This is a genomic window from Amycolatopsis sp. NPDC001319 (assembly GCF_042896185.1).
Lineage (GTDB): Bacteria > Actinomycetota > Actinomycetes > Mycobacteriales > Pseudonocardiaceae > Amycolatopsis.
The window spans coordinates 189071-211305 of the sequence record NZ_JBIAWY010000002.1 but is presented as its reverse complement, the minus strand read 5'-3'; the positions used below and the strand labels follow the sequence as shown (position 1 = coordinate 211305).

Here is a 22235-nt window from a genome sequence, read left to right as displayed (position 1 = left end):
CTCATCCTCCACGGATGAGGCCCGGCCGTTCGGTCGGCGGCGACGATCCTCCCGGACACGACCGAGCCCGCGATGCGCCGTGACGGAGCTGGAGGCAGGGATGACATCGACAGCCACCGCGCCGCCGCGGGCCGACGTCCTCGTGATTTTCGGGATCACCGGCGACCTGGCGAAGGTGATGACCTTCCGGTCGCTCTACCGCCTCGAGGCCCGCGGCCTGCTCACCTGTCCCGTCGTCGGGGTGGCCGCCGACGACTGGACCCTCGATCAGCTCGTCGAACGGGCCCGGTCGTCGATCGAAGCGACCGGAGACCTCGACAAGGCGGTGTTCGACCGGTTCGCCGCCAAGCTATCCTACGTCAGCGGCGACTTCACCGATCCGGCCATCTACGACCGGATCGGCACCGTCGTCAAGGGCGCCGCGACCCCGGTATTCTACCTGGAGATCCCGCCGTTCCTGTTCGCCCGGGTGGTCAAGGGACTGTCCGACGCCGGGCTGACGACCGGTGCCCGGCTCGTCATCGAGAAGCCGTTCGGCCACGACCAGCAGTCCGCGCGTGCGCTCGCCGACGAGCTGCACCGGTACGTCGACGAGGCGCAGCTGTTCCGGGTCGACCACTACCTGGGGAAAATGGGGCTGCAGGAGATCCTCCACCTGCGTTTCGCCAACGCCGTCCTCGAGCCGTTGTGGAGCCGCAACTTCCTCGAGTGCGTGCAGATCACGATGGCGGAGAGCTTCGGCGTCGAGGACCGCGGTCATTTCTACGATCCCGTCGGAGCGCTGCGCGACGTCGTCGTCAACCACCTGATGCAGGTGGTCGCGGCGGCCGCGATGGAGCCGCCGTCACGGGGCGACCCGGTGACGCTCAAGGAGTCGCAGGTCGGCCTGTTCCGGGCGGTGATGGAGGCGAACCCGGCCCACTACGTACGCGGGCAATACCGCGGCTACCTCGACATCGACGGCGTTCCGCGCGACTCGGCCACCGAGACGTTCGCCGCGCTGCGCCTCGACATCGAGAACTGGCGCTGGGCCGGCGTGCCGTTTTTCATCCGGACGGGCAAGCGGCTGCCGGTGACGCAGACCGAGCTGCGGCTGGTGTTCAAGCGCCCGCCCAAGCTGGGCTTCGGGCTGGTCGGGCCCGCGGTGGAGCCGAACCAGCTCGTCCTGCGGCTCGACCCGTCGACCGGGGTCCGGATCCAGGTCGACGCGTACCGCGCCGATGTCGCCCGCATCGCGCCGATCGAGCTCGACATGGAGTTCGCGGACGAGGGCGGCGAGGGCCCGACACCGTATGAGGTCCTGCTCCACGCGGCCATGATCGGCGACAGCACCCGGTTCTCCCGCCAGGACGGCGTCGAGGAGACCTGGCGGGTCATGCAGCCGCTGCTCGACGCGCCGCCGCCGGTGCACGCCTACGAACCCGGGACCTGGGGCCCGGCCGCGGCCCACGAGATCACGGCCGGGTTCGGCGGCTGGCGCACGCCCTGGACGTCCCGCTGACGTCGCGCTGACCCGACTCGGCCGAGCGGCTTGGGTGGCCGGTCGCCGCCGGCCTCGTCAGGAACGGCCGGCCGACGTCGCCGCGTCGCCCCGGTCGAGGGAGATGTGCGGAACGTCCGCGTCGTCGTCCTCCCACACGACGCGGTGGGGTTTCGTGGACCACTCGACGATCGCGGCGTGGTCGCGCTCGAAGTAGTCCCACGCCCACGACATGAAGGCATCGACCTTGCTGTGCACCCCGCTCAGCAGCATCGCGTGGACACCGAGCCAGGCGGCGAACGCGAGGGGCCCGTCGACCTGGTGGCGGTGCTTGCCGACCTCGGCGACGGCGGCGTTGCGGCCGATCATGGCCATGATGCCCTTGTCCTTGTACTGAAACGGTTTCGCCGGCTGCCCGGCTCGCCGGCGCAGGATGTTGCCCGCGGCCCACTCGCCGGACTGCTGGGCCACGGAGCCCAGTTGCGGCAGCGTCCCGTGGTGCCGGGCCGGGATGTTGGCGGCGTCTCCGACCGCGTACACGTCCGGGTGCCCGGCGACCGTCAGATCGGGCTGCACGTCGACCCGCCCGCCACGGCCGGTCGCGAGCCCGGCGGCGGCCTGCACCACGGGCGCCGCCGACTCGCCGCCGCCCCAGATGACGGTGCGGGTGCGGATGGCGGTGCCGTCGTCGAGCTCCACCCGGTCGGCGTGCACCGCCGCGACTCCCGTGTCCAGCCGGAACTCGGCGCCGCGCTCGGTGAGCCGCTTGTGGGCGTACTGGTGCGACCGGTGGGAGAACGCGCCGAGCAGCCTGCTGCCGCGGTCGATCAGGAAGATCCGGGGGGCGAGCGGGATCCGCTCCATGGCCGCGAGGGCGGTCATCAGCTCGGTGAGCGCCCCGGTGATCTCGACGCCGGTCGGGCCGCCGCCCACGACGACGATGTCGAGGGCGTCCTCGCCGAGCCGTTTTTCCGAGACCTCCCGCACCAGGTCCTGCACGTGCAGCCGGAGCCGGACGGCGTCGGCCACCGAGTAGAGCGGGAACGCGTGCTCGGCGGCGCCCGGGACGCCGAAGTACTCGGGCTGCGCACCGGCCGCGATCACCAGGTGCGATCCGCTGATCTTCTCGCCACCGGACAGCGTCAGCCCGAGGCTCGCGAAGTCGAGCTCCGTGACGCGCGCGGTGCGGACCTCGACCGTCGGGAGGTCGTGGAAGATCACCCGGTGCGGGCGGGCGATGTCCTCCGCGGGCAGCTGCGAAGTGGCGACCTGGTAGAGCAGTGGCTGGAACTGGTGGTAGTCGTTGCGGTCGACCAGCGTCACGCCGATGCCCTCGTCGCCGAGCTTCCGGGCACAAGCGACGCCCGCCAGTCCGCCGCCCAGCACCACGACGTCGCGGTTCCCGGTCACAGCGACAGCTCCCCCATGAAGTCGGACAGGATGATCCGGCTCGCCGCCTGGATCAGGGCGAGGTGCGAGAACGCCTGGGGGAAGTTGCCGAGGTGCCGGGCCCGCTCGACCTCGAACTCCTCCGCGTACAGGCCCAGTGGCGACTCGATCCGCAGCAGGCGCTCCAGCAGGCTGGTCGCCCGGTCCATCTCGCCGACCATCGCGAGCGCGGAGACCAGCCAGAACGAGCAGATCAGGAACGTGCCTTCCTTGCCGGACAGCCCGTCGTCGGTCTCGTCGGTCTTGTAGCGCAGGACGTAGCCGTTCTCGGTCAGCTCGTCGGCGATCGCGTCCACGGTCTTGCGCATGCGTTCGTCGGTGCCCGGCAGGAAGCCGAACAGCGCCGCGAGCAGCGTCGAGGCGTCCAGCGCGTCGGTGTCGTAGTGCTGCCGGAACACCCCCCGCTCGCTCACGCCGTTCTCGAGGATGTCCGCGCGGATCTCGTCGGCCGTTTTGCGCCACTGGCTCGCGAGCTCGTCGTCGTCGCGGATGTTCGCGAGCTTGGCGGCCCGGTCGAGCGCCACCCAGCCCATCAGCTTCGACGACACGTAGTGCTGCGGCTTGCCGCGCGCCTCCCAGATGCCCTGGTCCGGATCGCGCCACACCGCCGTCGCGGCCGCGGCCTGCGACTGCACCAGCGGCCACAGCCGGCGCGGCAGGTGCTTGCTCCGGGCGGTGTGCAGCAGCAGCGAGTCGAGCACCGCGCCGAAGACGTCGTTCTGGCGCTGGTCGAAGGCACCGTTGCCGACGCGGACCGGCCGGGCGCCTTCGTAGCCGCCGAGATCGTCGCGAGTGGACTCGGCCAGGTCCCGGCGGCCGTCGATGCCGTACATGATCTGCAGCCCGCCGTCGGCGTTCGGTTCGAGGTCGCCGACGAACTGCATGAAGTCCCCGGCTTCCCAGTCCAGGTTCAGGTAGTGCAGCGCCTGGAGCGTGAACGTGGTGTCGCGGATCCAGGTGTAGCGGTAGTCCCAGTTGCGTTCGCCGCCCGGCGCCTCGGGCAACGACGTGGTCAGTGCCGCGACCGTCGCGCCGGTCGGCATGTAGGTCAGGCCTTTGATGGTGAGCGCCGACCGCTCGAGGGAAGGGCGCAGCGCGTGGTCCGGGATGCGGGCCCGGGAGAGCCAGCCGCGCCAGAACTGGACCGTCGCGTCGATCCGGGCTTGTGCCTCCGCGAAGTCGGCCGGCGACGACAGCCCCTCGGCCCACGACAGCGCGCAGAACGTCTTCTCGCCCTTGGTGAGCACGTGCCGGGCCCGTGCGGTGCCACCCTCGATGCCGATGAGCATGTCCGTGCTGAGCCGGAAGGTCTGGCCGGCGCCGGTCGCGTCGGCGTGGTGGTCGTTGCCGTCCATGGCCCAGACGGCCGGCTCCCGCCCGTAGTCGAACGCCGGCTCGCAGACCAGCTCGACCTCCAGCTCACCTTCGAGGCACTCGACGGTGCGCACGAGCAGGTGGTCGGCGTCGTTGTCGGCCGGGGGCCTCGTGTGGGGCGTGACCGTGTCGGGGCCGCGCCGCGGGCCCATCGTCAGGGCGTCGTGGACCAGCAGCCAGCCGCGTGGCGTGTGCCAGGTGGTGGTCATGACGTTGGTGCCCGGCACGTAGGCGCGCGAGGTCGGCACGTTGATCCCGTAGGGACCGAACCGGAAGGATCCGGCTCCGCGGTCGAGCAGATTGCCGAAGCTGCTCGGGGCGTCGAACGCGGGCAGGCACAGCCAGTCGACGGACCCGTCCGGGGCCACCAGGGCACCGGTGTGGCAGTCGGACAGGAACGCGTAGTCCGCGATCCGCGGGAAGGGCGAGGTCGTGGCGTTCACGGGAGCTCCTTCACAATCGTGACGCGCGAAGTCGCGGGCCTGCTTCGACGATCGATGGACCGGGCGGCGCGGCAATCACCTTTCGGGGGTGATTGCGGTCCGGCTCAGCCGGCCTCGGTGTCGACGGCGCGGTCGGCGGCGTCCTCGACGCCTTCCCCGGGAAGCAGCCGGCGTTGGTCGAGCACGTAGAGCAGCACGAAGCCGGGCAGCACGATCAGCACCAGCAGACCCACGGCGACCAGCAACGCGGTCAGGGTTCCGGACGGTGCGGCGGCCGCGGCGACGGTGGTGGTCACCGGCAGCAGGTACGGCCACTGGGCGATGCCCCAGCTGAGAATGATGCAGGCCACCGCGACCACCGCGAGCACCCGTGCGCCGCGGGGCGCGCCGCGAATCAGCAGCACCAGGGCGCCGAACCCGCTCAGGACGCTGAGCACGACCGGCGGTAACGCCCACGAAGTCAACCGGTCGAAAACGTACGGAGCCGAGGCGCTCAAGACGACGAAGCCGATCACGGCGACCGCCGCCGCGGCGAGGGCGCTCACCACGGCCCGGCGGCGGAAGTAGAGCGCCAGAGCGCTGTCGCCGGCTCGTCGTGCGTTCCTGACGAGGTACACCGCGGCCAGGTACGCCGCCAACACGACCGCCAGCCCGCCCGTCACGAGCGAAGTCGGGTTGAGCCAGCTGCCCACCGGATCGCCCGCCTCGCCACCGGCCGGCACGTGACCGGACGCGATACCGCCCGCGATCGCGCCGAAGCAGAACGGCACGAGCACCGACGAGAGCGCGAACAAGCCACCGAAGACCCGCCGGACGCGAACGGTGACCACCGTCTTGCGGAATGCGAAACTCGCGCCCCGCAACACGATCCCGAACGCCGCGATGGCCAGCGGGACAAACATCGTCAGGGTGATCGACTGGAACGCCGCCGGGAAGGCCGACCACGTGACGACGAAGATGAAGATCAACCAGACGTGGTCGGCCTCCCACACCGGGCCGATCGACCGCTCCACCAGGCCCCGCGGCGCGGCACCTCGCTCGGGTCCGCCGGCGGTCAGGTCCCAGAAACCGGCGCCGAAGTCGGCTCCGCCGAACACGGCGTACATCACGAGGGCGATCAGCAGCACGACCGCGACCGCGGTGCTCACGGCCCGCGCTCCCCGGTCTTCGCCGGCTCCGGGTCCTTCGCCGGCCCGTACGGCGTATCGAGGTCGGCGAAGCCGCCGGCCCGGCGGAAGCGCCGGCTCATCGACCGGAGCACCACGACCGTCGTGACACCGAGCGCGACGTAGAGCACGGCCACGGCGATGAACGTGATCCAGACGCCGGTGTTGCCCGTCGCCGCGGCCTCGACCTTCATCAGGTTGTAGACGATCCACGGCTGGCGGCCGACCTCCGTGACCACCCAGCCGGCCTCCATCGTGACGACGGCGAGCACCCCCGCGCACGCCGCGGCTCGCAGGAACCACTTACTTGTCGGCAGGTGCCGCCGGAACAACCAGACCGCGCCGTACCACAGCGACAGCAGGAGCAGCACCGTCCCGAGCCCGACCATCACGTCCCAGGCGAGGTGCACGACGTTGGCCTCGAGCACCGTCGGCCGCGCGTCAGCCGGCACGGCGTCGAGTCCCTGGACAACGGTCGACCGGCCCGTGCTCGGGTCCGACAACCACGACGCCAGCCCCGGGATCGGGACGCCGCCGGTGACCGTGCCGTCCGCGTTGAGGTGACCCAGCAGAGTCTCGGGCACATCCGAGCTGGTCGTCGGCACCAGCTCGATCGCGGCGAACTTGACCGGCTGATCGTTGTAGACCCAGCGCGCCAGGCTGTCGCCCACGCCGATCTGGATGGGTGTCGCCACCGCGGCCACGCTGAACGCGATGGTCAACCCGAGCTTGTGGTAGCGATCGGTCCGGCTGCGCAGCATCCCGACCGCGTACACCGACGCGACCAGGAACCCGCCGACCAGGTAGGCGGCGACGACCATGTGCGCGGCCTGCAGCGGCATCGCGTCGTTGAAGATCACCCCGAGCGGATCCACGTCGACGATCTCGCCCTGCGCGTTCGCCGTGAACCCGGACGGGGCGTTCATCCAGGCGTTCGCGGCGACCACGGAGACCGAGCCGAACACGCCGGCGAGGACGATCGGCACGCCGGTCCAGAAGTGCGTCCACGGTTTCAGCCGGCGCCAGCCGAAGATGTAGACGGCGACGAAAATCGCCTCGGTGAAGAAGAAGATCCCCTCGAACGCGAACGGGATGCCGAACGCCTCGCCCCAGGTCCCCATGAAATGCGGCCAGAGCAGGCCGAACTCGAAACTCAGCACGGTCCCGGTCACCGCGCCCACCGCGAAGGTCACGGCCATGTACTTCGACCAGCGCTGCGCGAGCAGCAGCGCGGCCCGGTCGTGGTGCCGAACCGCCCGGTAGTTCGCGATCAGGACCATGAACGCCCACGACACCCCGAGCGGCACCAGGATGATGTGGAACCCGAGCGTGAACGCCATCTGCGAACGCGCCCAGGGCACGGGGTTCACGGCGGCGGCCGCGTTCGCGAGGACGGTCAGCGTTTCGCCCACGATCACCCCTGCCCGCTTGCCCGTGCACCGGCCCCGGCCGCTCGGCGGGTTCGCCGGTTGTGGCGATGCCCCGACCCTGTCGGGTGCCGCACCCGGCGGGCATCACCCCGCGGGGATGACGTCGGCCCCCGCGCCGGACCGCGGACGAGCGGGCGCCTCCCGGCCGCGTGACCGGCCGGGAGGCTCGTTCGATGCACCTGACGGCGCCGGACAGGAGGCGCCGGACGGGATCAGCGCCGCGCGAACCCCACCGCGTCGTGCAGCCGCGAGCGCCGCGTGCCCGAAGCCGGGCGCGCCGGCGGGCGTTCCTCCGTCGGCGGCGTGTAGGTCGCGCCCACCACGATGTCCTCGGCCATCCCGTACAGCAGCGGCAGCGCACCCGCCACGACGCCGCCCGTGCGGTTGATGTGCGAGACGCCCGGCACGATCGCCTCGGCGTGGGTGTTGATGCGGCGGACGGTGTCCGCGCAGTCCTCGAGGTTCGTCGCGATGCGGGCGAGCAGGCCGCCGACCCAGAACAGGTACACCGCGAGGCCGGCGACGAGCAGGGCGATGTCGACGACGGTCAGCACGACCAGGGTGGTGGTCACGACTTCACCTTTCCGAGCACCCGTCCGAGGAACAGGTGGTGCTGCAGGCCTTCGGCGAGCACGGCGTCGACGCGCGTGGCCGTGACGGGGATCAGGTCGGTGTGCTGCGTGTTGTCCGCGGCGCCGTGCAGCGTGTCGCGGATGCCCGCGACCCGGCGGTCGATCACCTTCACGTAGCGGATGAGCAGGCTCAGCAGAGCCACCACCACGAGGATCACCACGAACCCGGCCGCGATGGCGATCCACCACAACGTCTCGTCCTGTGTGGACATCCGGATCAGCCTCCCAGCCGCTCACGGCCGCGGCGCAGGCCGGCGACGATGACCTCGGCGTGGTCGATGGTGGTGCGCAGCTCGGCCAGCGGCGCGGTGTTGCGTTCGGCGGCCTTGAGCTCGTCGTCGATGAGCGGCGCGGCCTCGCCGATGGAGCGCGCGAGCACCAGGATCGGCACCACGAGCGCCACCACGACGAGCACGATGACGATCCCGATCGAAAACCCGATGATCCAGCCCGTGGTCACGACGGCTCCCCTTTCACACCGACTCGCAGAAGTCGCGCACCAGCTTGAGGTTCGCGTTCACCGAGCCCAGCGCGGCGGGCACGGGCGCGGTCTCCTGGGCGATCACCCGCACGCCACCGAGCACGCTGCCGAGCGTGCGGCGGACGTGGCGCAGGTGCAGGATCACGCGGAGCAGGCCGACGGCGGCGAACAGGATGATCAGTGCGCTCACGGCCAAGGTGGCCCAGGCGGCGGCAGGCATGGCGGAACTCCTTTCAGCCCAGCAGTTTCGCGACGCTGCCGGCGTACCGGGTCGCGCCGACGGCCACTTCGCCGATGGTGCGGTCGGTTTGCGCGAGCGCCGCGGGGACGGGTTCGAGCTGCCCCGCGAGGCGCACGCCGCCCACGAGGATGTCGTCGGCCGCGGCGCGGATCCGCTCGACGGCGGCCAGCACGCGGTTGAGCAGGGCGATGACGACGGGCAGCACCACGAACAGCAGCACGGCGTTGCCGATCCACCACAGGACCATGGGTTGCCTCCTCAGGACGGGGTGCTCGGATAGGGCGCGAAGAACCGGCGGACCACGCGTTTGAGCGCCATGAGCGTCGCCTGCAGGCCGATGGTGAAGCCACGGGCCGGGGCCGCCGCGTGGCGCGCCGCCGCCGTCTCGCCGCGTTCGGCCCGGGCGATGGCCTCCTGCACGTTGAGGGCGAACTGGCGCATCAGCACCGACGACACGTCGGCGATCATGCCCCGCCCGTACTGCGCGGCGGCGCCGGACACCTGCAGGTCCTGCTCGAAGTCGACGCGGGTGCCGACGTCCGCGCGGGCCAGCGTCGCCGTCACGATCATGGCCGCCTGGCCGCGGCCGCGGGCTTCGGCGCCGCTCGCGTCGACCACGAGCCGGCGGGCGGCCTCGTCGCGCGAGGTGATGGCCGCGATTCCGTCGAACTTCAGCGACACCGGCCCCAGGCGGACGCCCACGCGGCCGCGGTAGCGCTCGTCGCCGAGGTCCTCGGTCAGCTCGGCGCCGGGCAGGCACGTCGCCACGGCGGGCACGTCGTCGAAGAACCGCCAGACCTTGTCCACGGGCTGCGCGACCTCGAACTGGTTGCGGATCAGCATCGGCTCTCCTTCTTGGCGTACGCGCCGGGGTCGCGCAGGAACGCGGCGCGGCAGCCGGCGCAGCAGAAGCTGTACTCGTGGCCCTCGAACGCCACCGGGTCGTCGATCTCGACGGTCATGCCGCACACCGGGTCGACGGTCTCGGCCGGGTCGGGTACCGCGGCGCCGGCCGGCCCGGGCGGCACACCGCGGGCCGCCCGGATCCGCACCAGCTCGGCCAGGATCGCCACCGCGATCTCCCGGTGCGACACGTGGCCGAGGTCCAGCCCGGCCGGCACCTGCACGCGGTCCAGCTCGTCGGCCGCCACCCCGCGATCGGCGAGGTACCCGAGCACGCTCGCCCCGCGCCGGCGTGAGCCGACGAGCCCGACGTACGCCGGCCGCGCGGCCAGCGCGCGCTCCACCGACTCCTCGTCGTGGTGCCCCTGCGTCGCCACGACCACGAAGGACCGTTCGGTCACCGCGTCGAGCTCGGTGTGCTCGACGAGCCGCGCGTGCCAGCCGAGCGAACCCGCCAGCTCCACCAGCGTGTGCGCCATGGGCGAGCGCCCGACCACCACCAGGTGCGGCACGGGCTGCACCGGCTCGATGTAGACCTCCAGCGCGCCCTCGCTCTGACACGAGATCGGCACCACCGTCATGCCCTCGGGCACCGCCGCGCCGAACTGCTCCGGCGAACCGAGCAACAGCAACCGCGGGGTGCCTTCGACGAGCGCCTGCCGGGCCTCGCGGATCACGGCCGGCTCGGCACACGCGCCGCCGATCCACCCGCGCAGCTCGCCCTCGGCCGTGATGATCGCGCGGCAGCCCTGCTTGCCCGACGACGGGCCCTGTCGCCACACCACGGTCGCGAGCGCGAACGCTTCGCCGCGGCGGGCCAGCTCACCGGCCTGCGCCAGCACGTCCCAGCCGTCGGGCGAGTCCATCATGGACATCCCAGGCACCTCATTCGTCCGTCCGCACAGGCGGCGCGCCGGACACGTCGTGGTGCTGCGTCAGGGCTTCCCACACGCGGTCGGGCAGCAACGGCATGTCGATGTTGCGCACGCCGGTGTCGTCGAGCGCGTCCATCACCGCGTTCACGAACGCCGCCGGCCCGCCGACCGCAGCGCACTCCCCCACGCCCTTGGCGCCGATCGGGTGGTGCGGCGACGGCGTGACGACCTCGCTGTGCAGCTCGAAGCCCGGTGTCTCCCACGCCGTGGGCAGCAGGTAGTCCATGTAGTTCGAGCCGACGCAGTTGCCCTCGGCGTCGAAGGTGATGAACTGCATGTTCGCCATCGCGTAGGCCTCGGTGAGCCCGCCCATGATCTGGCCCTCGACGATCATCGGGTTGATGCGCACGCCGCAGTCGTCCACGGCCACGGTGTTGAGCACGTCCCACACCCCGGTCTCGGGGTCGACCTCGACGGTGACGATGTAGACCGCGAACGGCCAGGTCAGGTTCGGCGGGTCGTAGTAGGCGTGGTTCTCGAGGCCGGGCTCCATGCCGTCGGGCATGTTGCCGTACGCCGCCATCGCGCACTCCTGGATCGTCACGCCGTGCTCGGGCACGCCGCGCACGGAGAACCGGCCGAGCTCCCACTCGAGGTCCTCTTCGGACACTTCGAGCAGGTGCGCCGCGAGCTTGCGCGCCTTGGCCCGGATCTTGCGCGACACCATGGAGATCGCTGCGCCCGCCACCGGTGTGCTGCGCGAGGCGTAGGTGCCCATGCCGAACGGCGCGGTGTCGGTGTCGCCCTCCTCGACCGTGACGTCGTCGGCCGGGATGCCCAGCTCGTGGCTCACGATCTGCGCCCACGTCGTCTCGTGGCCCTGCCCCTGGCTCTTCGCCCCGACCCGCAGCAACGCCTTGCCGGTCATGTGCACGCGCAGCTCGGCCGAGTCGAACATCTTGATGCCGAGGATGTCGTACTCACGGCTGTTGCCGGCGCCGAGCGGCTCGGTCATCGTCGAGATCCCGATGCCCAGCCGGCGCCCCCGTTTGCGCGCTTCCTCCTTCTGCCGCAAGAAGTCCTCGTAGCCCACGGCCTTCAGTCCCACGTCGAGGCACGCCTCGGGCTGGCCGGAGTCCACGAGGAAGCCGAACGGGGTGCGGTGCGGGAACGCGTCGGCGCGCACGAAGTTGCGCCGCCGGAACTCCGCCGGGTCCAGCCCGAGGTCCTTCGCCGCCTGGTGGACCATGCGCTCCTGGAAGAACATCGCCTCGGTGACGCGGAACGAGCAGCGGTAGGCGACGCCGCCGGGTGCCTTGTTGGTGTAGGTGCCGCGCGCGGTGAGGTGCGCGGCGGGCACGTTGTAACAGGCGAACGTCGAGTGCAGCAACCCGATCTTGAACTTGCTCGGCTGGGCGTCGGCGAAGAACGCGCCGTGGTCGGCCTCGGCGTGCATGCGGACGCCGAGGATCTTGCCGTCGGCGCGCAGGGCCATCTCGCCGTCGAGGTACATGTCGCGGGCGAACCCGGTGGAGATCAGGTTGCCGGTCTTGTCCTCGATCCACTTCACGGGCCGTTCCAGCAGGATGGAGCACAGGATCGAGCACACGTAGCCGGGGTACACGGGCACCTTGTTGCCGAAGCCGCCGCCGATGTCCGGCGAGATGATGCGGATCAGGTGCTCGGGCAGCTCGGCGACCATCGCCACGGCGGCGCGGATGATGTGCGGCGCCTGCGTGGTCATGTACACGGTCAGTTTTCCGGTGGCGCGGTCGAAGTCGGCCACGGAGCCGCAGCACTCGATCGGCGAGGGGTGCGAACGCGGGTAGTGCAGGCGCAGTTTCGAGACCACGTCGGCCTGCTCGAACGCCGCTTCCGTGCCGGCCTGGTCACCGACCTCCCACCGGTAGATGACGTTGTCGGCCTGGCCGGCCTTGTCGTCGCGGATCAGCGGCGCGCCTTCGGCCACGGCCTGGTCGGGGCTCACGATCACCGGCAGCGGTTCGTACTCGACGTCGATGGCCTCGCACGCGTCCTTGGCGATGTAGGGGTCGTCGGCGACGACGCACGCGACCTCCTGGCCCTGGAAGCGCACCTTGTCGGTGGCGAGCACGGCCTGGGTGTCGTAGGAGAGGGTGGGCATCCACGCGAGGTTGCGGGTCGCGGCCATCTCGCCGGTGAGCACGAGCCGCACTCCCGGGATCTCCCACGCCCGGCTGGTGTCGATCGACTTGATCCGCGCGTGCGCGAGCGGGCTGCGCAGGATCTCCATGTGCAGCATGCCGGGCAGCACGATGTCGTCGGTGTAGTTCCCGCGCCCGCGGATGAACCGGTTGTCCTCCACGCGCTTGCGGCTGACGCCGAGCCCGCCGATCTTGTTCTCGTCCAACGCCTGCGACACGTCGAGCCTCCTATTCGGACCGCAGCTTGGCGGCGGCCCACAGCACCGACTTCACGATGTTCTGGTAGCCCGTGCAGCGGCACAGGTTTCCCGACAGCGCCCAGCGGACATCCTCTTCGGACGGATCCGGGTTCTCGTCGAGCAGGGCCTTGGCCGAGAGCATCATCCCCGGCGTGCAGAAGCCGCACTGCAGGCCATGTTCCTCGCGGAAGCCCTCCTGCAGCGGGTGCAGCTCGCTCGCCGTGGCGAGCCCCTCGACGGTGGTGACCTCGTGCCCGTCGGCCTGCACCGCGAGCATCGTGCACGACTTCACCGCGCGCCCGTCGACGAGCACGGTGCACGCCCCGCAGTTGGTGGTGTCGCAGCCCATGTGCGTGCCCGTGAGGCGCAGGCCCTGGCGCAGCAGGTGCGCGAGCAGCAACCGCGGTTCGCACTCGACGACGCGGCGCTGTCCGTTGACCGTGACGGTGATCCGGCGGATGGGGACGTCGCCGGTGGCTTCCTCGTGGATCTCGTGGACGCTCGTCATGCCGCTTCCTCCCCGGTGCGGTCCAGCGCGCGCACCACGAAGGTGCGCACCAGGTGCCGCTTGAACGCGGCGGTGCCGCGGTGGTCGGTCTTCGGGCGCGCCGCCGCGGCGGCGAGGTCCGCGGCCTCCGCCACGCCGTCGGGTGTCAGCGGACCGCCCACGAGCGCGTGTTCGGCGTCGGTGGCTTCGATCGTCGAGCCGCCGACGCCGGTGAGGGCGATGCCGGCGCGGGTGACCGTGCCCTCCTGCGTCTCCACGGCCACGGCGACGCCGACGGTGGCGAAGTCGCCGACCCGGCGTTCGAGCTTGAGGTACCCGCCCGCGGGGGTGCCGCGGGGTGCGGGAATGACGGCCTCCACGGCGATCTCGTCGGCCGCCAGCGCGTTCTGGAACGGGCCGAGCACGAAGTCGCGCGCGGCGATCGTCCGCCGGCCGGCGGGTCCTTCCGCGACGATCGACCCGTCGAGGGCGAGCACCACCGAGGCCCAGTCGCCCTGGGGATCGGCGTGGCACAGCGAACCGACCAGCGTGCCGCGGTTGCGCACGATGGGGTCGGCGATCAGCGGCGCCGCCGCGGCCATGGTGGGCTGTACGGCCTTCAACAGCTGCGAGCGTTCGAGGTCGGCGTGCCGGCACAGCGCGCCGACGTGGAGGTTGCCCTCGGCGTCGAGCTCGTGGTGGGCCAGGCCGGGGACGTTGTTGATGTCGACGACGAGCGCGGGCGCGGCGAAGCGCAGCTTCATCAGCGGCACCAGGCTCTGCCCGCCGGCGAGGACCTTGGCCTCGTCGCCGGTGCGCAGCAGGTCGAGCGCCTCGGCCAGGGAACGGGGTGCTTCGTAGCGGAACCGGGACGGGTACACGCCGGCCTCCTCAGGCTTTCTCGGGAGGCTCGGCCACGGCCGTGGGCAGCGTGTCCTCTTCGGGGTCCTGACGAGGCCGCTGGTGCGGGGGCCAGGGCCCGGCGACCGGGCGGCCCGCCACCTTCAGGAAGTCCACGAGGTCGGGCCACGCCCATACGGTCGGACTCGGGCCCTGTTTCGGTGCGTCCTCGACGAGCTCGAACAGCCGGGGGTTGCCGCGGCTGTGCCCGTCGGACTCGATCCGCATGACGCGCACCTGCTTCCGCCGTTGGTCAGCTGCCGTCATGCTCCCCCCGGGCCACGGGCGCGACAATGCGCGATTAACCCTTTGCTTAACCCCACCGCCGAGCTGGACGGAACCGGTCTCCACACGGATTAGGCCAACGGTTAATCCGCTGTTGCGGCGGACGCGCGGGGCGGGGACCATCGACCGTCATGCAGGTGCCGGCGCAGTTCGAGTACGAGCGGGCCACGAGCGTCGAGCACGCGCTGGCGCTGCTGGCCAAGTACGGCCCGGAAAGCCGCGTGATCGCGGGCGGGCACAGCCTGATCCCGATGATGAAGCTGCGCCTGGCCCGGCCCGAAGCGCTGGTGGACGTCAACGAGCTCACCGAGCTGTCCGGGATCGAGGTCGCCGACGGCGAGCTGCGCATCGGCGCGCTGGTGCGCCACGCCCAGCTGCTCGCCTCGGCCGAGGCCGGCGCGCTGTTCCCGGTCCTGGCCGACGCCGAGCGCGTGATCGCCGACCCGATCGTGCGCAACCGCGGCACGATCGGGGGTTCGCTGTGCCAGGCCGACCCGTCGGAGGACCTGTCGGCCGCGTTCACCGCGGTGCGGGCCGAAGCCGTGATCCGCGGTGAGGAGGGCACGCGGACCGTGCCGGTGCGGGAGTTTTTCACCGGGCCCTACAGCACGGTCGTCGGCCCGGCCGAGCTGCTCGTGGAGCTGCGGCTGCCGATCCGCGAGGGCAGCGGAAGCGCGTACGCTAAGGTGGGCCGCCGCGCCGGTGACTGGGCCGTGGCCGCCGCCGGGGCGGAGCTCGTGCTCGAAGGCGACAACGTCGCCGAGGCCGGCATCGGGCTCACCGCGGTCGGCGCGCCGCGGTTCGTGGCGGCCGAGGCCGAAGACTTCCTGCGCGGTGGCGCCGCTTCGGCGGAACGCTTCGAGAAAGCCGGGCTCATCGCGGCCGAGCACTGCTCCCCCGCCGCCGACCAGCGCGGGCCGGTGGACTACAAGCGCCACCTCGTCGCCACGCTCACCACGCGGGCGCTGTACCGGGCGGCGCGACGGGCCGGAGGCTGACGGGCGTGGAGATCACGGTGACGGTCAACGGCGAACCCCACCGCCGCACGGTCGAGCCGCGCCTGCTGCTCGTGCACCTCCTGCGCGACGACCTCGGGCTCACCGGCACCCACTGGGGCTGCGACACCTCCAACTGCGGCACCTGCGTCGTGTGGCTCGACGACCTGCCGGTGAAGTCGTGCACGGTGCTGGCCGCGATGGCCGACGGCAAGCAGGTGCGCACCGTCGAGGACCTCGGCCACGGGGCCGAGCTCGACCCCGTGCAGCAGGGTTTCGTGGCGTGCCACGGGATCCAGTGCGGGTTCTGCACACCCGGAATGCTGATGACGGCGCGCTGGCTGCTCGACCACGACCCGGACCCGAGCGAGGACGTGATCCGCGAAGCGATCTCGGGGCAGCTGTGCCGCTGCACCGGTTACGAGAACATCGTCCGCTCGATCCGCTGGGCGGCCGAGCACCCGGACGGGGAGCCCGCATGACCTACGGTTCGTTGCCCCGCAAGGAAGACGCGCGCTTCGTGCGCGGGCGCGGCACGTTCGTCGACGACCTCGTGCTGCCCGGGATGCTGCACGGCGCGATCCTGCGCAGCCCGCACGCCCACGCGCGCCTGGTGTCGGTGGACACCAGCGCGGCCGAGGCCCATCCCAAGGTCCGCGCCGTGCTCACCGGGAAAGACCTGGCCGAGCGCGGCATGGCGTGGATGCCGACGCTCTCGCACGACGTGCAGGCCGTGCTCGCCACCGACAAGGTCCGCTTCCAGGGCCAGGAGATCGCGTTCGTCGTCGCCGAAGACCGTTACGCGGCAAGGGATGCGCTGGAGCTGATCGACGTCGAGTACGAGCCGCTGCCGGTGGTCGTCGACGCGCCGGCCGCGCTCGCCCCCGGCGCCGCCGTGATCCGCGACGACCTCGGCAAGGGCGACAACCACGTGTTCGACTGGTCGTCCGGCGACGAGGCGGCCACGGAAGCCGCGTTCGCGAAGGCGGACGTGGTGGCCCGGCAGGACATGCTCTACCCGCGCGTGCACCCGGCGCCGCTGGAGACCTGCGGTGCGGTGGCTGACATCGACGCGATCACCGGCAAGCTCACCGTGTGGGCGACCGCGCAGGCGCCGCACGCGCACCGGGTCCTGTACTCGCGGATCACGGGCCTGCCCGAGCACCGGATCCGCATCGTCGCGCCCGACATCGGCGGCGGCTTCGGCAACAAGGTCGGGATGTACCCCGGGTATCTGTGCGCGGTGGTGGGGTCGATGCTCACCGGGCGGCCGGTGAAGTGGACCGAGGACCGCTCGGAAAACCTGATGAGCACGTCGTTCGCCCGCGACTACCACATGAGCGGCGAGATCGCGGCCACGCGCGACGGCCGGCTGCTCGGGCTGCGGGTGCGCGTGCTCGCCGACCACGGCGCGTTCAACGGCACCGCGCAGCCGGCGAAGTTCCCCGCCGGGTTCTTCCACGTGTTCACCGGTTCCTACGACCTGCCGGCCGCGTTCTGCTCGGTCACCGGCGTGTACACGAACAAGGCGCCCGGCGGCGTCGCGTACGCGTGCTCGTTCCGGATCACCGAGGCCGTGTACGTCGTCGAGCGGATGATGGACGTGCTGGCCCGCGAGCTGGGCCTGGACCCGGCCGAGCTGCGCATGCGCAACCTGCTGCGGCCCGAGCAGTTCCCGTACACCTGCGCCACCGGCTGGCAGTACGACTCGGGTGACTACCCGCGCGCGCTGACGCTGCTGAAGGAGATCGCCGGCTACGACGAACTGCGCCGCGAACAAGCCGAGAGACGCGCGCGCGGCGAACTGATGGGCCTCGGCCTGAGCTTCTTCACCGAGGCCGTGGGCGCCGGGCCGCGCGAGCACATGGACATCCTCGGCTTCGGCATGGCCGACGGCGCCGAGCTGCGCGTGCACCCGTCCGGCTCGGCCGTGCTGCGGCTCTCGTGCATGTCGCAGGGCCAGGGCCACGAGACGACGTTCGCGCAGCTCGTGTCGGCGGAGCTCGGCATCCCGCCCGACGAGGTCGAGGTCGTGCAGGGCGACACCGACCACACGCCGTTCGGCCTCGGCACCTACGGCTCCCGTTCGACGCCGGTGTCGGGCGCGGCCGCCGTGACGGTGGCGCGGAAGGTGCGCGAGCGCGCGCGGCAGGTCGCGTCGGCGATGCTCGAGGTGAGCCCCGACGACCTCGAATGGGAACGCGGACGCTGGTTCGTGCGCGGTGTGCCCGGCCGCGGGCACACGATCCGCGAGATCGCGCTGGCCGCCCACTCCGACCTGGCGCTGCCCGAGGGCGTGGAAGGACAGCTCGACGCGAGCACCGTGTACAGCCCGCCGAACCTGACGTATCCCTTCGGCGCGTACCTGTGCGTGGTCGACGTCGACGCGGACACCGGCCAGGTGCGCGTGCGCCGCTTCATCGCCGTGGACGACTGCGGCGTGCGGATCAACCCGATGATCGTCGCGGGCCAGGTGCACCGCGGTCTCGCCGACGGCATCGGCATGGCGCTGATGGAGCTCATGGCCTTCGACACCGAGGGCAACCACCTCGGCGGTTCGTTCATGGACTACCTGCTGCCCACGGCGTTGGAGTGCCCGTCCTGGGAGCTCGGCGAAACCGTGACGCCCTCGCCGCACCACCCCATCGGAGCCAAGGGCATCGGCGAGTCCGCCACCGTCGGCTCCCCGGCGGCCGTGGTCAACGCGGTGGTCGACGCCCTGGCGCCGTTCGGGGTGCGCCACGCCGACATGCCGCTGACGCCGGCCGCGGTCTGGCGGGCGATGCGCGGCGCCCCGCTACGGGCCGACCTGGCGATCTCCTGAGCGGGGTGAACCGGCGGGGCCGCGGAGCCGTGTTCGCAGTGAGGGACGCGGAAAGGAACCGCCATGACGACGACCCCGCTCAACGGCCGGGCACTCGCGCTGTTGCGCGCCGTCGCGGCCGGCCGCGCCGAGCTCGGCGCCGGCAGCGAACCCGACCTGCGCATCGACGGCCTGCTCTGCTCCGACCAGCCCACCGCGCACGCGCTCACGCACGCCGGGCTCGTCCGGCCGGTGCGGGAGGTCGCGCCCGGGCAGTGGGTACCGGCCGAACTCACGCCGGCCGGGAGGCAGGCGCTGGACCTGAACTCCGCGGCCTGAGGAACACCGGCCTCACCCGGTGGTGACCGGCGAGCGCGGAAACGCGATCACCGCACCGAGACTGATCAGCGCGACCGCCACCATGTACAGCGACACCGACAGCGACGTGCCGGTCGACGTCTGCAGCGCCGTCGCGATCAGGGGCGCGAAACCACCGCCCAGCACCGCACCCACGGCGTAGGCGAAGGAAGCGCCGCTGTAGCGGTAGCGCGGTTCGAACAGCTCCGCGAACAAGGCCGACTGCGGGCCGTAGGTCGCGCCCAGGCCGAGGTTGAGCACGACCACCGCGACGCCCAGCAGCCACGGCTGGCGTGTGTCGACGAGCAGGAAGAACGGGATCGACCACACCACGAGCAGCACCGAACCCACGAGGTACACCCGTTTCCGCCCGACGCGGTCCGACCAGATCGCCCCCGCGATGATGCTCACGAGCCACACCACACTGCCGACGATGATCTCAACCAGCATCGTGGTGCTGCTCAGCTTGAGCACGGAAGTGCCGTAGGACAACAGGTACGCGAAGAAGACGTAGCCCAGCGCGGTGTTGGCGATGAAGCTCAGCGCCGCCACGGTGACCTCGCGCGGGCGCCGGCGCAGCACGTCGGCGATCGGCACGCGGCTGCGTTCGCCGCTGTCCCGCAGCTGCGCGAACACCGGGCTTTCGGCCACACGCAGGCGGATCACCAGTCCCACGACCACCAGCACGAGGCTGACCAGGAACGGCACGCGCCAGCCCCACGACCGGAAGTCCTCCGGCGACAGCGAGCTCGTCACCGCAAAGAACACCAGCTGCGCGATGATCAGCCCGGCGGGCACGCCGATCTGGGAGAACGAGCCGTAGCGCCCGCGCCGGCCCGCGGGCGCGTGCTCGACGGCCATCAGCGCCGCGCCACCCCATTCGCCGCCGGCCGAGATGCCCTGCAGCACGCGCAGCACCACCAGCAGCACGGGCGCGAGCACGCCGGCCTGCGCGAACGTCGGCAGCACCCCGACCGCGGCCGTCGCGAGCCCCATCAGGACGAGCGACGCGACCAGCATCGCCTTCCGCCCGACGCGGTCGCCGAAGTGGCCCCACACGATCCCGCCCAGCGGGCGCGCGACGAAGCCCACGCCGAGCGTCGCGAACGCCGCGAGCGTGCCCGACGCCGGGGAGAGCGACGGGAAGAACAGCTTGTTGAACACCAGCGCGGTGGCGGTGCTGTAGATGAAGTAGTCGTACCACTCGATCGTCGTGCCGATCGCGCTCGCCACCGCGACGCGGCGCACCTGCTCACCGCGCACCAGGACCTGCTCAGCCATCCCGTCCTCTCCCCCGTCGATCATCGCGGCGAGCATAGTCCGCGCAGGTCGAGGGGGAAACGGCCAATCCTCGCCCGAGTGTCCGACCGTCCCGTCAGTTCTTCCCCATCCGCACCAGCGAACCCAGCGAGGCGTCGGGCAGGTAGGCGCGCGCGAGCGCGACGCCGATGCGCGGCAGGTCGCCTTCCTCGCGGTAGGACAGGTACATCGGCACGTAGCGGGGCTTGAACTTCGTCTTGAACGCGTGCAGCGAGCGGAACCCGTAGTACGGCTCCATCGCCCCGCCGAACGAATCGAGGAGGCGTTCGAGCGGCGCGGCCGGCGGGGCCTCCGGCGCACGGGCCAGCGGGGCACCGGAGAGCGACACGAATTTCGCGCCCTCGGCGCGGAACGCCTGGCAGGACGAGGCGATGAGGAACTCCACCACGGGCCGGAACCCGTCGCCGCGGCGGCGCATCACGTCGAGCGTCCAGCCTTCGACCTGCCCGTCGCCGCCGTACACGGGCAGCCACGACGTGACGCCCTGCACCACGCCGGCGGCGTCCACGGCCAGGCCGACGCGCACGCGCGGGTCCAGCGCCTCGTCCACGCCGCCGAGGGTGAAGCCCATCTCGGGCATCCCCTTGTCCCCCACCCATTCCTCGGAGATCGCGCGGACCTGCGCGACGAGCGACCACGGTTCGTCGGCCAGCGTCACCAGGCGGAAGGCCACGCCTTCCTTCACCGCGCGGTTGAGCGCCGAGCGCACGTTCTGCCACGCCTTCCCGCGGAACTCCAGGTCCGCCAGGTCGACGAGGGTGTCCTCGGCGACCTGCACGCGGGCCCAGCCGAGCGAGTCCGTGACGGCGGTGGTCTCCTCGGTGACGGAGAACAGGCACGGCACCAGCCCGGAGTTGTCGCACAGCTCCGCGAACGCCCGGATCGTGCCGGCGGTGTCGGGGCCGATCGGGTCGCCGAGGGCGATGGCCACGCCGGCGTGGCGGCGGTAGGCGAGGTAGGACTCGCCGTCGGGGCCGAAGAAGTGGGAGTTCTCCGGCCAGAGGGTCATCCAGGACAGCGTGCCGCCGCCGTGGCGCTGCAGCAGTTCGGTGGCGCCGTCGACGTCGCGGGAGCCGAGAGCCCGGCGCCGTTTCCGCCGCGAGGGCACGCGGAACGCCCCGCGCGCGGCAATGAGCAGCGTCAGCATGGCGCCCCAGAGCACGGCGTCGGCGATGAGGAACGACGCGTTCTCGATCGTGTAGGCCAGGCCGAAGATCTCCGCGACGACCACGACCACGGCGATCACGACGCCCAGCGCCACGATCAGCGAGGCGAGCCCGACCGCCCACCGCCACGCCGCGCGTTTGCCGCGCCGCAGGCCGTTGATCATCAACGCGATCACCACGAGCACGATGGCCAGCTCCGGCACCGAATCGGCCTGGCCCGCCGTGGAGCCGAGCGGGCTGACGCCGGGCGCGATGCGCACCACGATCTGCACCGCGCCCGCGATGACGAGGCCGGTGACCGCGAGCAGGCGCCACTCCCGCCGCGTCGGGCGGCCCGAGGACCGCAGGCGTTTCGGGCCGGCGAGGCGGCGCGCGAGCGGCAGTGTGAGGCCGACGGCGAGCAGGTGTTCCAGGTCGGCGAGCGTGCCGATGTAGAGGATCGACACCCCGACGTACACGCACAGGAGCGCGCGCAACCGCAGCCGCCACGGCGAGCGGATGGTCGCGCTCACCACGGCGACCACGGCGAGCGCGCCCGCGGAGAACCCGACGTCGGTGCGCGCCGCGAGCTGTGTCGCCCACTCCCAGCCGGTGCCGCGCAGCGCGAGCAGGATCAGCGCGGCGCCGAGGGTGGCGGCCAGCTGCGCGCCGACGGCGATCGCGGCGGTCCGGCGCGTGCCCAGCCGCGCCTCGGACGGGCCGACGAGCAGGGCGAACCCGCCGGCCACCGGGAGGTAGAACAGCGGGTTCAGCGCGAAGAACGGTCCGATGAGGAACGTCCACCAGCGGCCGTCGAGGAGCGAGGGCAGGCCGTAGGACACCTGCGGGAACCACGCGCGCGTCTCGACGGCGCTCCACAGCGTGCCCGTCGCCAGGCCGAGCGCGACCATCGCCACGACGACGGCCGTGGTGAACGGGGCGCGCCGCCACAGCACCAGCGCGATCGACCGTGCGCGCGTGAGGAACTCGGGGGTCGCGTGCTCGACGGCCGCGGTGTGTTCTGCCATGGTGGCCGGCCCCGTCCGC

Annotated in this window: 22 protein-coding genes; 5 read left to right on the top strand and 17 right to left on the bottom strand. The window is 71.8% G+C overall.

Annotated elements, in window-relative coordinates:
• The first annotated feature begins 100 nt into the window (after nucleotides 1-100).
• Nucleotides 101-1501 (top strand): glucose-6-phosphate dehydrogenase, encoded by a 1401-nt coding sequence (zwf, locus tag ACFY1H_RS06645; RefSeq protein ID WP_366576705.1) that lies wholly within the window; start codon nucleotides 101-103, stop codon nucleotides 1499-1501.
• 57 nt (nucleotides 1502-1558) lie between these two features.
• Here zwf and ACFY1H_RS06640 read toward each other — a convergent pair whose 3' ends face one another.
• The 15 genes from ACFY1H_RS06640 to ACFY1H_RS06570 form a co-directional block, all read right to left on the bottom strand.
• Entirely contained in the window at nucleotides 1559-2890 is a 1332-nt protein-coding gene (locus ACFY1H_RS06640; RefSeq protein ID WP_386945094.1) for an NAD(P)/FAD-dependent oxidoreductase, read from the bottom strand.
• Nucleotides 2887-4746, bottom strand: coding sequence for a glycoside hydrolase family 15 protein (locus tag ACFY1H_RS06635; protein WP_386945093.1), 1860 nt, complete (start codon nucleotides 4744-4746; stop codon nucleotides 2887-2889). Before ACFY1H_RS06635 ends, ACFY1H_RS06640 begins: the two co-directional genes overlap by 4 nt.
• Before the next feature lie 104 nt (nucleotides 4747-4850).
• Nucleotides 4851-5894: a cytochrome d ubiquinol oxidase subunit II gene (locus ACFY1H_RS06630; RefSeq protein WP_366576710.1), complete on the bottom strand. Its 1044-nt coding sequence runs from the start codon at nucleotides 5892-5894 to the stop codon at nucleotides 4851-4853.
• Complete coding sequence (locus ACFY1H_RS06625; protein ID WP_366576712.1) at nucleotides 5891-7324, bottom strand: cytochrome ubiquinol oxidase subunit I; 1434 nt, start codon at nucleotides 7322-7324, stop codon at nucleotides 5891-5893. Before ACFY1H_RS06625 ends, ACFY1H_RS06630 begins: the two co-directional genes overlap by 4 nt.
• A 230-nt stretch (nucleotides 7325-7554) precedes the next feature.
• Entirely contained in the window at nucleotides 7555-7914 is a 360-nt protein-coding gene (locus tag ACFY1H_RS06620) for a hypothetical protein (protein WP_366576714.1), read from the bottom strand.
• Nucleotides 7911-8186, bottom strand: coding sequence for a hypothetical protein (locus ACFY1H_RS06615; RefSeq protein WP_220241270.1), 276 nt, complete (start codon nucleotides 8184-8186; stop codon nucleotides 7911-7913). Before ACFY1H_RS06615 ends, ACFY1H_RS06620 begins: the two co-directional genes overlap by 4 nt.
• Nucleotides 8187-8191: 5 nt before the next feature.
• Nucleotides 8192-8434 carry a hypothetical protein gene (locus ACFY1H_RS06610; RefSeq protein WP_366576716.1) on the bottom strand — a complete coding sequence of 81 codons (243 nt, stop codon included), beginning with the start codon at nucleotides 8432-8434 and terminating at the stop codon, nucleotides 8192-8194.
• A gap of 13 nt (nucleotides 8435-8447) precedes the next feature.
• A complete protein-coding gene (locus ACFY1H_RS06605) occupies nucleotides 8448-8675 on the bottom strand; it encodes a hypothetical protein (RefSeq protein ID WP_386945090.1) in 228 nt (75 codons plus the stop codon).
• Nucleotides 8676-8688: 13 nt separating this feature from the next.
• Nucleotides 8689-8943 carry a hypothetical protein gene (locus ACFY1H_RS06600; RefSeq protein WP_366576718.1) on the bottom strand — a complete coding sequence of 85 codons (255 nt, stop codon included), beginning with the start codon at nucleotides 8941-8943 and terminating at the stop codon, nucleotides 8689-8691.
• Nucleotides 8944-8954: 11 nt separating this feature from the next.
• On the bottom strand, nucleotides 8955-9539 hold the full coding sequence (locus ACFY1H_RS06595) for an SRPBCC family protein (RefSeq protein WP_366576720.1): 585 nt from the start codon (nucleotides 9537-9539) through the stop codon (nucleotides 8955-8957).
• The gene (locus tag ACFY1H_RS06590; RefSeq protein ID WP_386945088.1) at nucleotides 9533-10474 is read right to left on the bottom strand and encodes an XdhC family protein; all 942 of its coding nucleotides are present in this window, start codon (nucleotides 10472-10474) and stop codon (nucleotides 9533-9535) included. The genes ACFY1H_RS06595 and ACFY1H_RS06590 overlap by 7 nt, the downstream gene beginning before the upstream one ends.
• Before the next feature lie 10 nt (nucleotides 10475-10484).
• The gene (locus ACFY1H_RS06585) at nucleotides 10485-12875 is read right to left on the bottom strand and encodes an aerobic carbon-monoxide dehydrogenase large subunit (RefSeq protein WP_366576724.1); all 2391 of its coding nucleotides are present in this window, start codon (nucleotides 12873-12875) and stop codon (nucleotides 10485-10487) included.
• Nucleotides 12876-12885: 10 nt separating this feature from the next.
• Nucleotides 12886-13404, bottom strand: a complete 519-nt coding sequence (locus tag ACFY1H_RS06580; RefSeq protein WP_366576726.1) for a (2Fe-2S)-binding protein — start codon at nucleotides 13402-13404, stop codon at nucleotides 12886-12888.
• Entirely contained in the window at nucleotides 13401-14264 is an 864-nt protein-coding gene (locus ACFY1H_RS06575) for an FAD binding domain-containing protein (protein ID WP_386945085.1), read from the bottom strand. Before ACFY1H_RS06575 ends, ACFY1H_RS06580 begins: the two co-directional genes overlap by 4 nt.
• A 10-nt stretch (nucleotides 14265-14274) precedes the next feature.
• Nucleotides 14275-14511, bottom strand: a complete 237-nt coding sequence (locus ACFY1H_RS06570) for a hypothetical protein (RefSeq protein WP_285966560.1) — start codon at nucleotides 14509-14511, stop codon at nucleotides 14275-14277.
• 188 nt (nucleotides 14512-14699) lie between these two features.
• Between ACFY1H_RS06570 and ACFY1H_RS06565 the strand changes: the two genes are divergently transcribed.
• The 4 genes from ACFY1H_RS06565 (at nucleotide 14700) to ACFY1H_RS06550 (ending at nucleotide 18705) form a co-directional block, all read left to right on the top strand.
• Nucleotides 14700-15566, top strand: a complete 867-nt coding sequence (locus tag ACFY1H_RS06565) for an FAD binding domain-containing protein (RefSeq protein ID WP_386945083.1) — start codon at nucleotides 14700-14702, stop codon at nucleotides 15564-15566.
• A 5-nt stretch (nucleotides 15567-15571) separates the two neighbouring features.
• Complete coding sequence (locus tag ACFY1H_RS06560; RefSeq protein WP_386945081.1) at nucleotides 15572-16045, top strand: (2Fe-2S)-binding protein; 474 nt, start codon at nucleotides 15572-15574, stop codon at nucleotides 16043-16045.
• Nucleotides 16042-18387 (top strand): aerobic carbon-monoxide dehydrogenase large subunit, encoded by a 2346-nt coding sequence (locus ACFY1H_RS06555; RefSeq protein WP_386945079.1) that lies wholly within the window; start codon nucleotides 16042-16044, stop codon nucleotides 18385-18387. Before ACFY1H_RS06560 ends, ACFY1H_RS06555 begins: the two co-directional genes overlap by 4 nt.
• A gap of 63 nt (nucleotides 18388-18450) precedes the next feature.
• Nucleotides 18451-18705, top strand: coding sequence for a hypothetical protein (locus tag ACFY1H_RS06550; protein ID WP_366576735.1), 255 nt, complete (start codon nucleotides 18451-18453; stop codon nucleotides 18703-18705).
• 12 nt (nucleotides 18706-18717) lie between these two features.
• Here the strand turns inward: ACFY1H_RS06550 and ACFY1H_RS06545 are convergent, their stop codons facing one another.
• Both ACFY1H_RS06545 and ACFY1H_RS06540 read right to left on the bottom strand, forming a co-directional pair.
• Complete coding sequence (locus ACFY1H_RS06545) at nucleotides 18718-20028, bottom strand: MFS transporter (RefSeq protein WP_386945076.1); 1311 nt, start codon at nucleotides 20026-20028, stop codon at nucleotides 18718-18720.
• A gap of 70 nt (nucleotides 20029-20098) precedes the next feature.
• Nucleotides 20099-22216 carry a bifunctional lysylphosphatidylglycerol flippase/synthetase MprF gene (locus ACFY1H_RS06540; protein ID WP_386945075.1) on the bottom strand — a complete coding sequence of 706 codons (2118 nt, stop codon included), beginning with the start codon at nucleotides 22214-22216 and terminating at the stop codon, nucleotides 20099-20101.
• Between the last annotated feature and the right edge of the window lie 19 nt (nucleotides 22217-22235).

Bases quoted from the DNA above. Each gene is read 5' to 3' on its own strand.
- zwf (WP_366576705.1), top strand. From the start codon at position 101: ATGACATCGACAGCCACCGCGCCGCCGCGGGCCGACGTCCTCGTGATT.
- ACFY1H_RS06615 (WP_220241270.1), bottom strand. From the start codon at position 8,186: ATGTCCACACAGGACGAGACGTTGTGGTGGATCGCCATCGCGGCCGGG.
- ACFY1H_RS06605 (WP_386945090.1), bottom strand. From the start codon at position 8,675: ATGCCTGCCGCCGCCTGGGCCACCTTGGCCGTGAGCGCACTGATCATC.
- ACFY1H_RS06600 (WP_366576718.1), bottom strand. From the start codon at position 8,943: ATGGTCCTGTGGTGGATCGGCAACGCCGTGCTGCTGTTCGTGGTGCTG.
- ACFY1H_RS06595 (WP_366576720.1), bottom strand. From the start codon at position 9,539: ATGCTGATCCGCAACCAGTTCGAGGTCGCGCAGCCCGTGGACAAGGTC.
- ACFY1H_RS06590 (WP_386945088.1), bottom strand. From the start codon at position 10,474: ATGTCCATGATGGACTCGCCCGACGGCTGGGACGTGCTGGCGCAGGCC.
- ACFY1H_RS06580 (WP_366576726.1), bottom strand. From the start codon at position 13,404: ATGACGAGCGTCCACGAGATCCACGAGGAAGCCACCGGCGACGTCCCC.
- ACFY1H_RS06570 (WP_285966560.1), bottom strand. From the start codon at position 14,511: ATGCGGATCGAGTCCGACGGGCACAGCCGCGGCAACCCCCGGCTGTTC.
- ACFY1H_RS06565 (WP_386945083.1), top strand. From the start codon at position 14,700: ATGCAGGTGCCGGCGCAGTTCGAGTACGAGCGGGCCACGAGCGTCGAG.
- ACFY1H_RS06555 (WP_386945079.1), top strand. From the start codon at position 16,042: ATGACCTACGGTTCGTTGCCCCGCAAGGAAGACGCGCGCTTCGTGCGC.
- ACFY1H_RS06550 (WP_366576735.1), top strand. From the start codon at position 18,451: ATGACGACGACCCCGCTCAACGGCCGGGCACTCGCGCTGTTGCGCGCC.
- ACFY1H_RS06545 (WP_386945076.1), bottom strand. From the start codon at position 20,028: ATGATCGACGGGGGAGAGGACGGGATGGCTGAGCAGGTCCTGGTGCGC.
- ACFY1H_RS06540 (WP_386945075.1), bottom strand. From the start codon at position 22,216: ATGGCAGAACACACCGCGGCCGTCGAGCACGCGACCCCCGAGTTCCTC.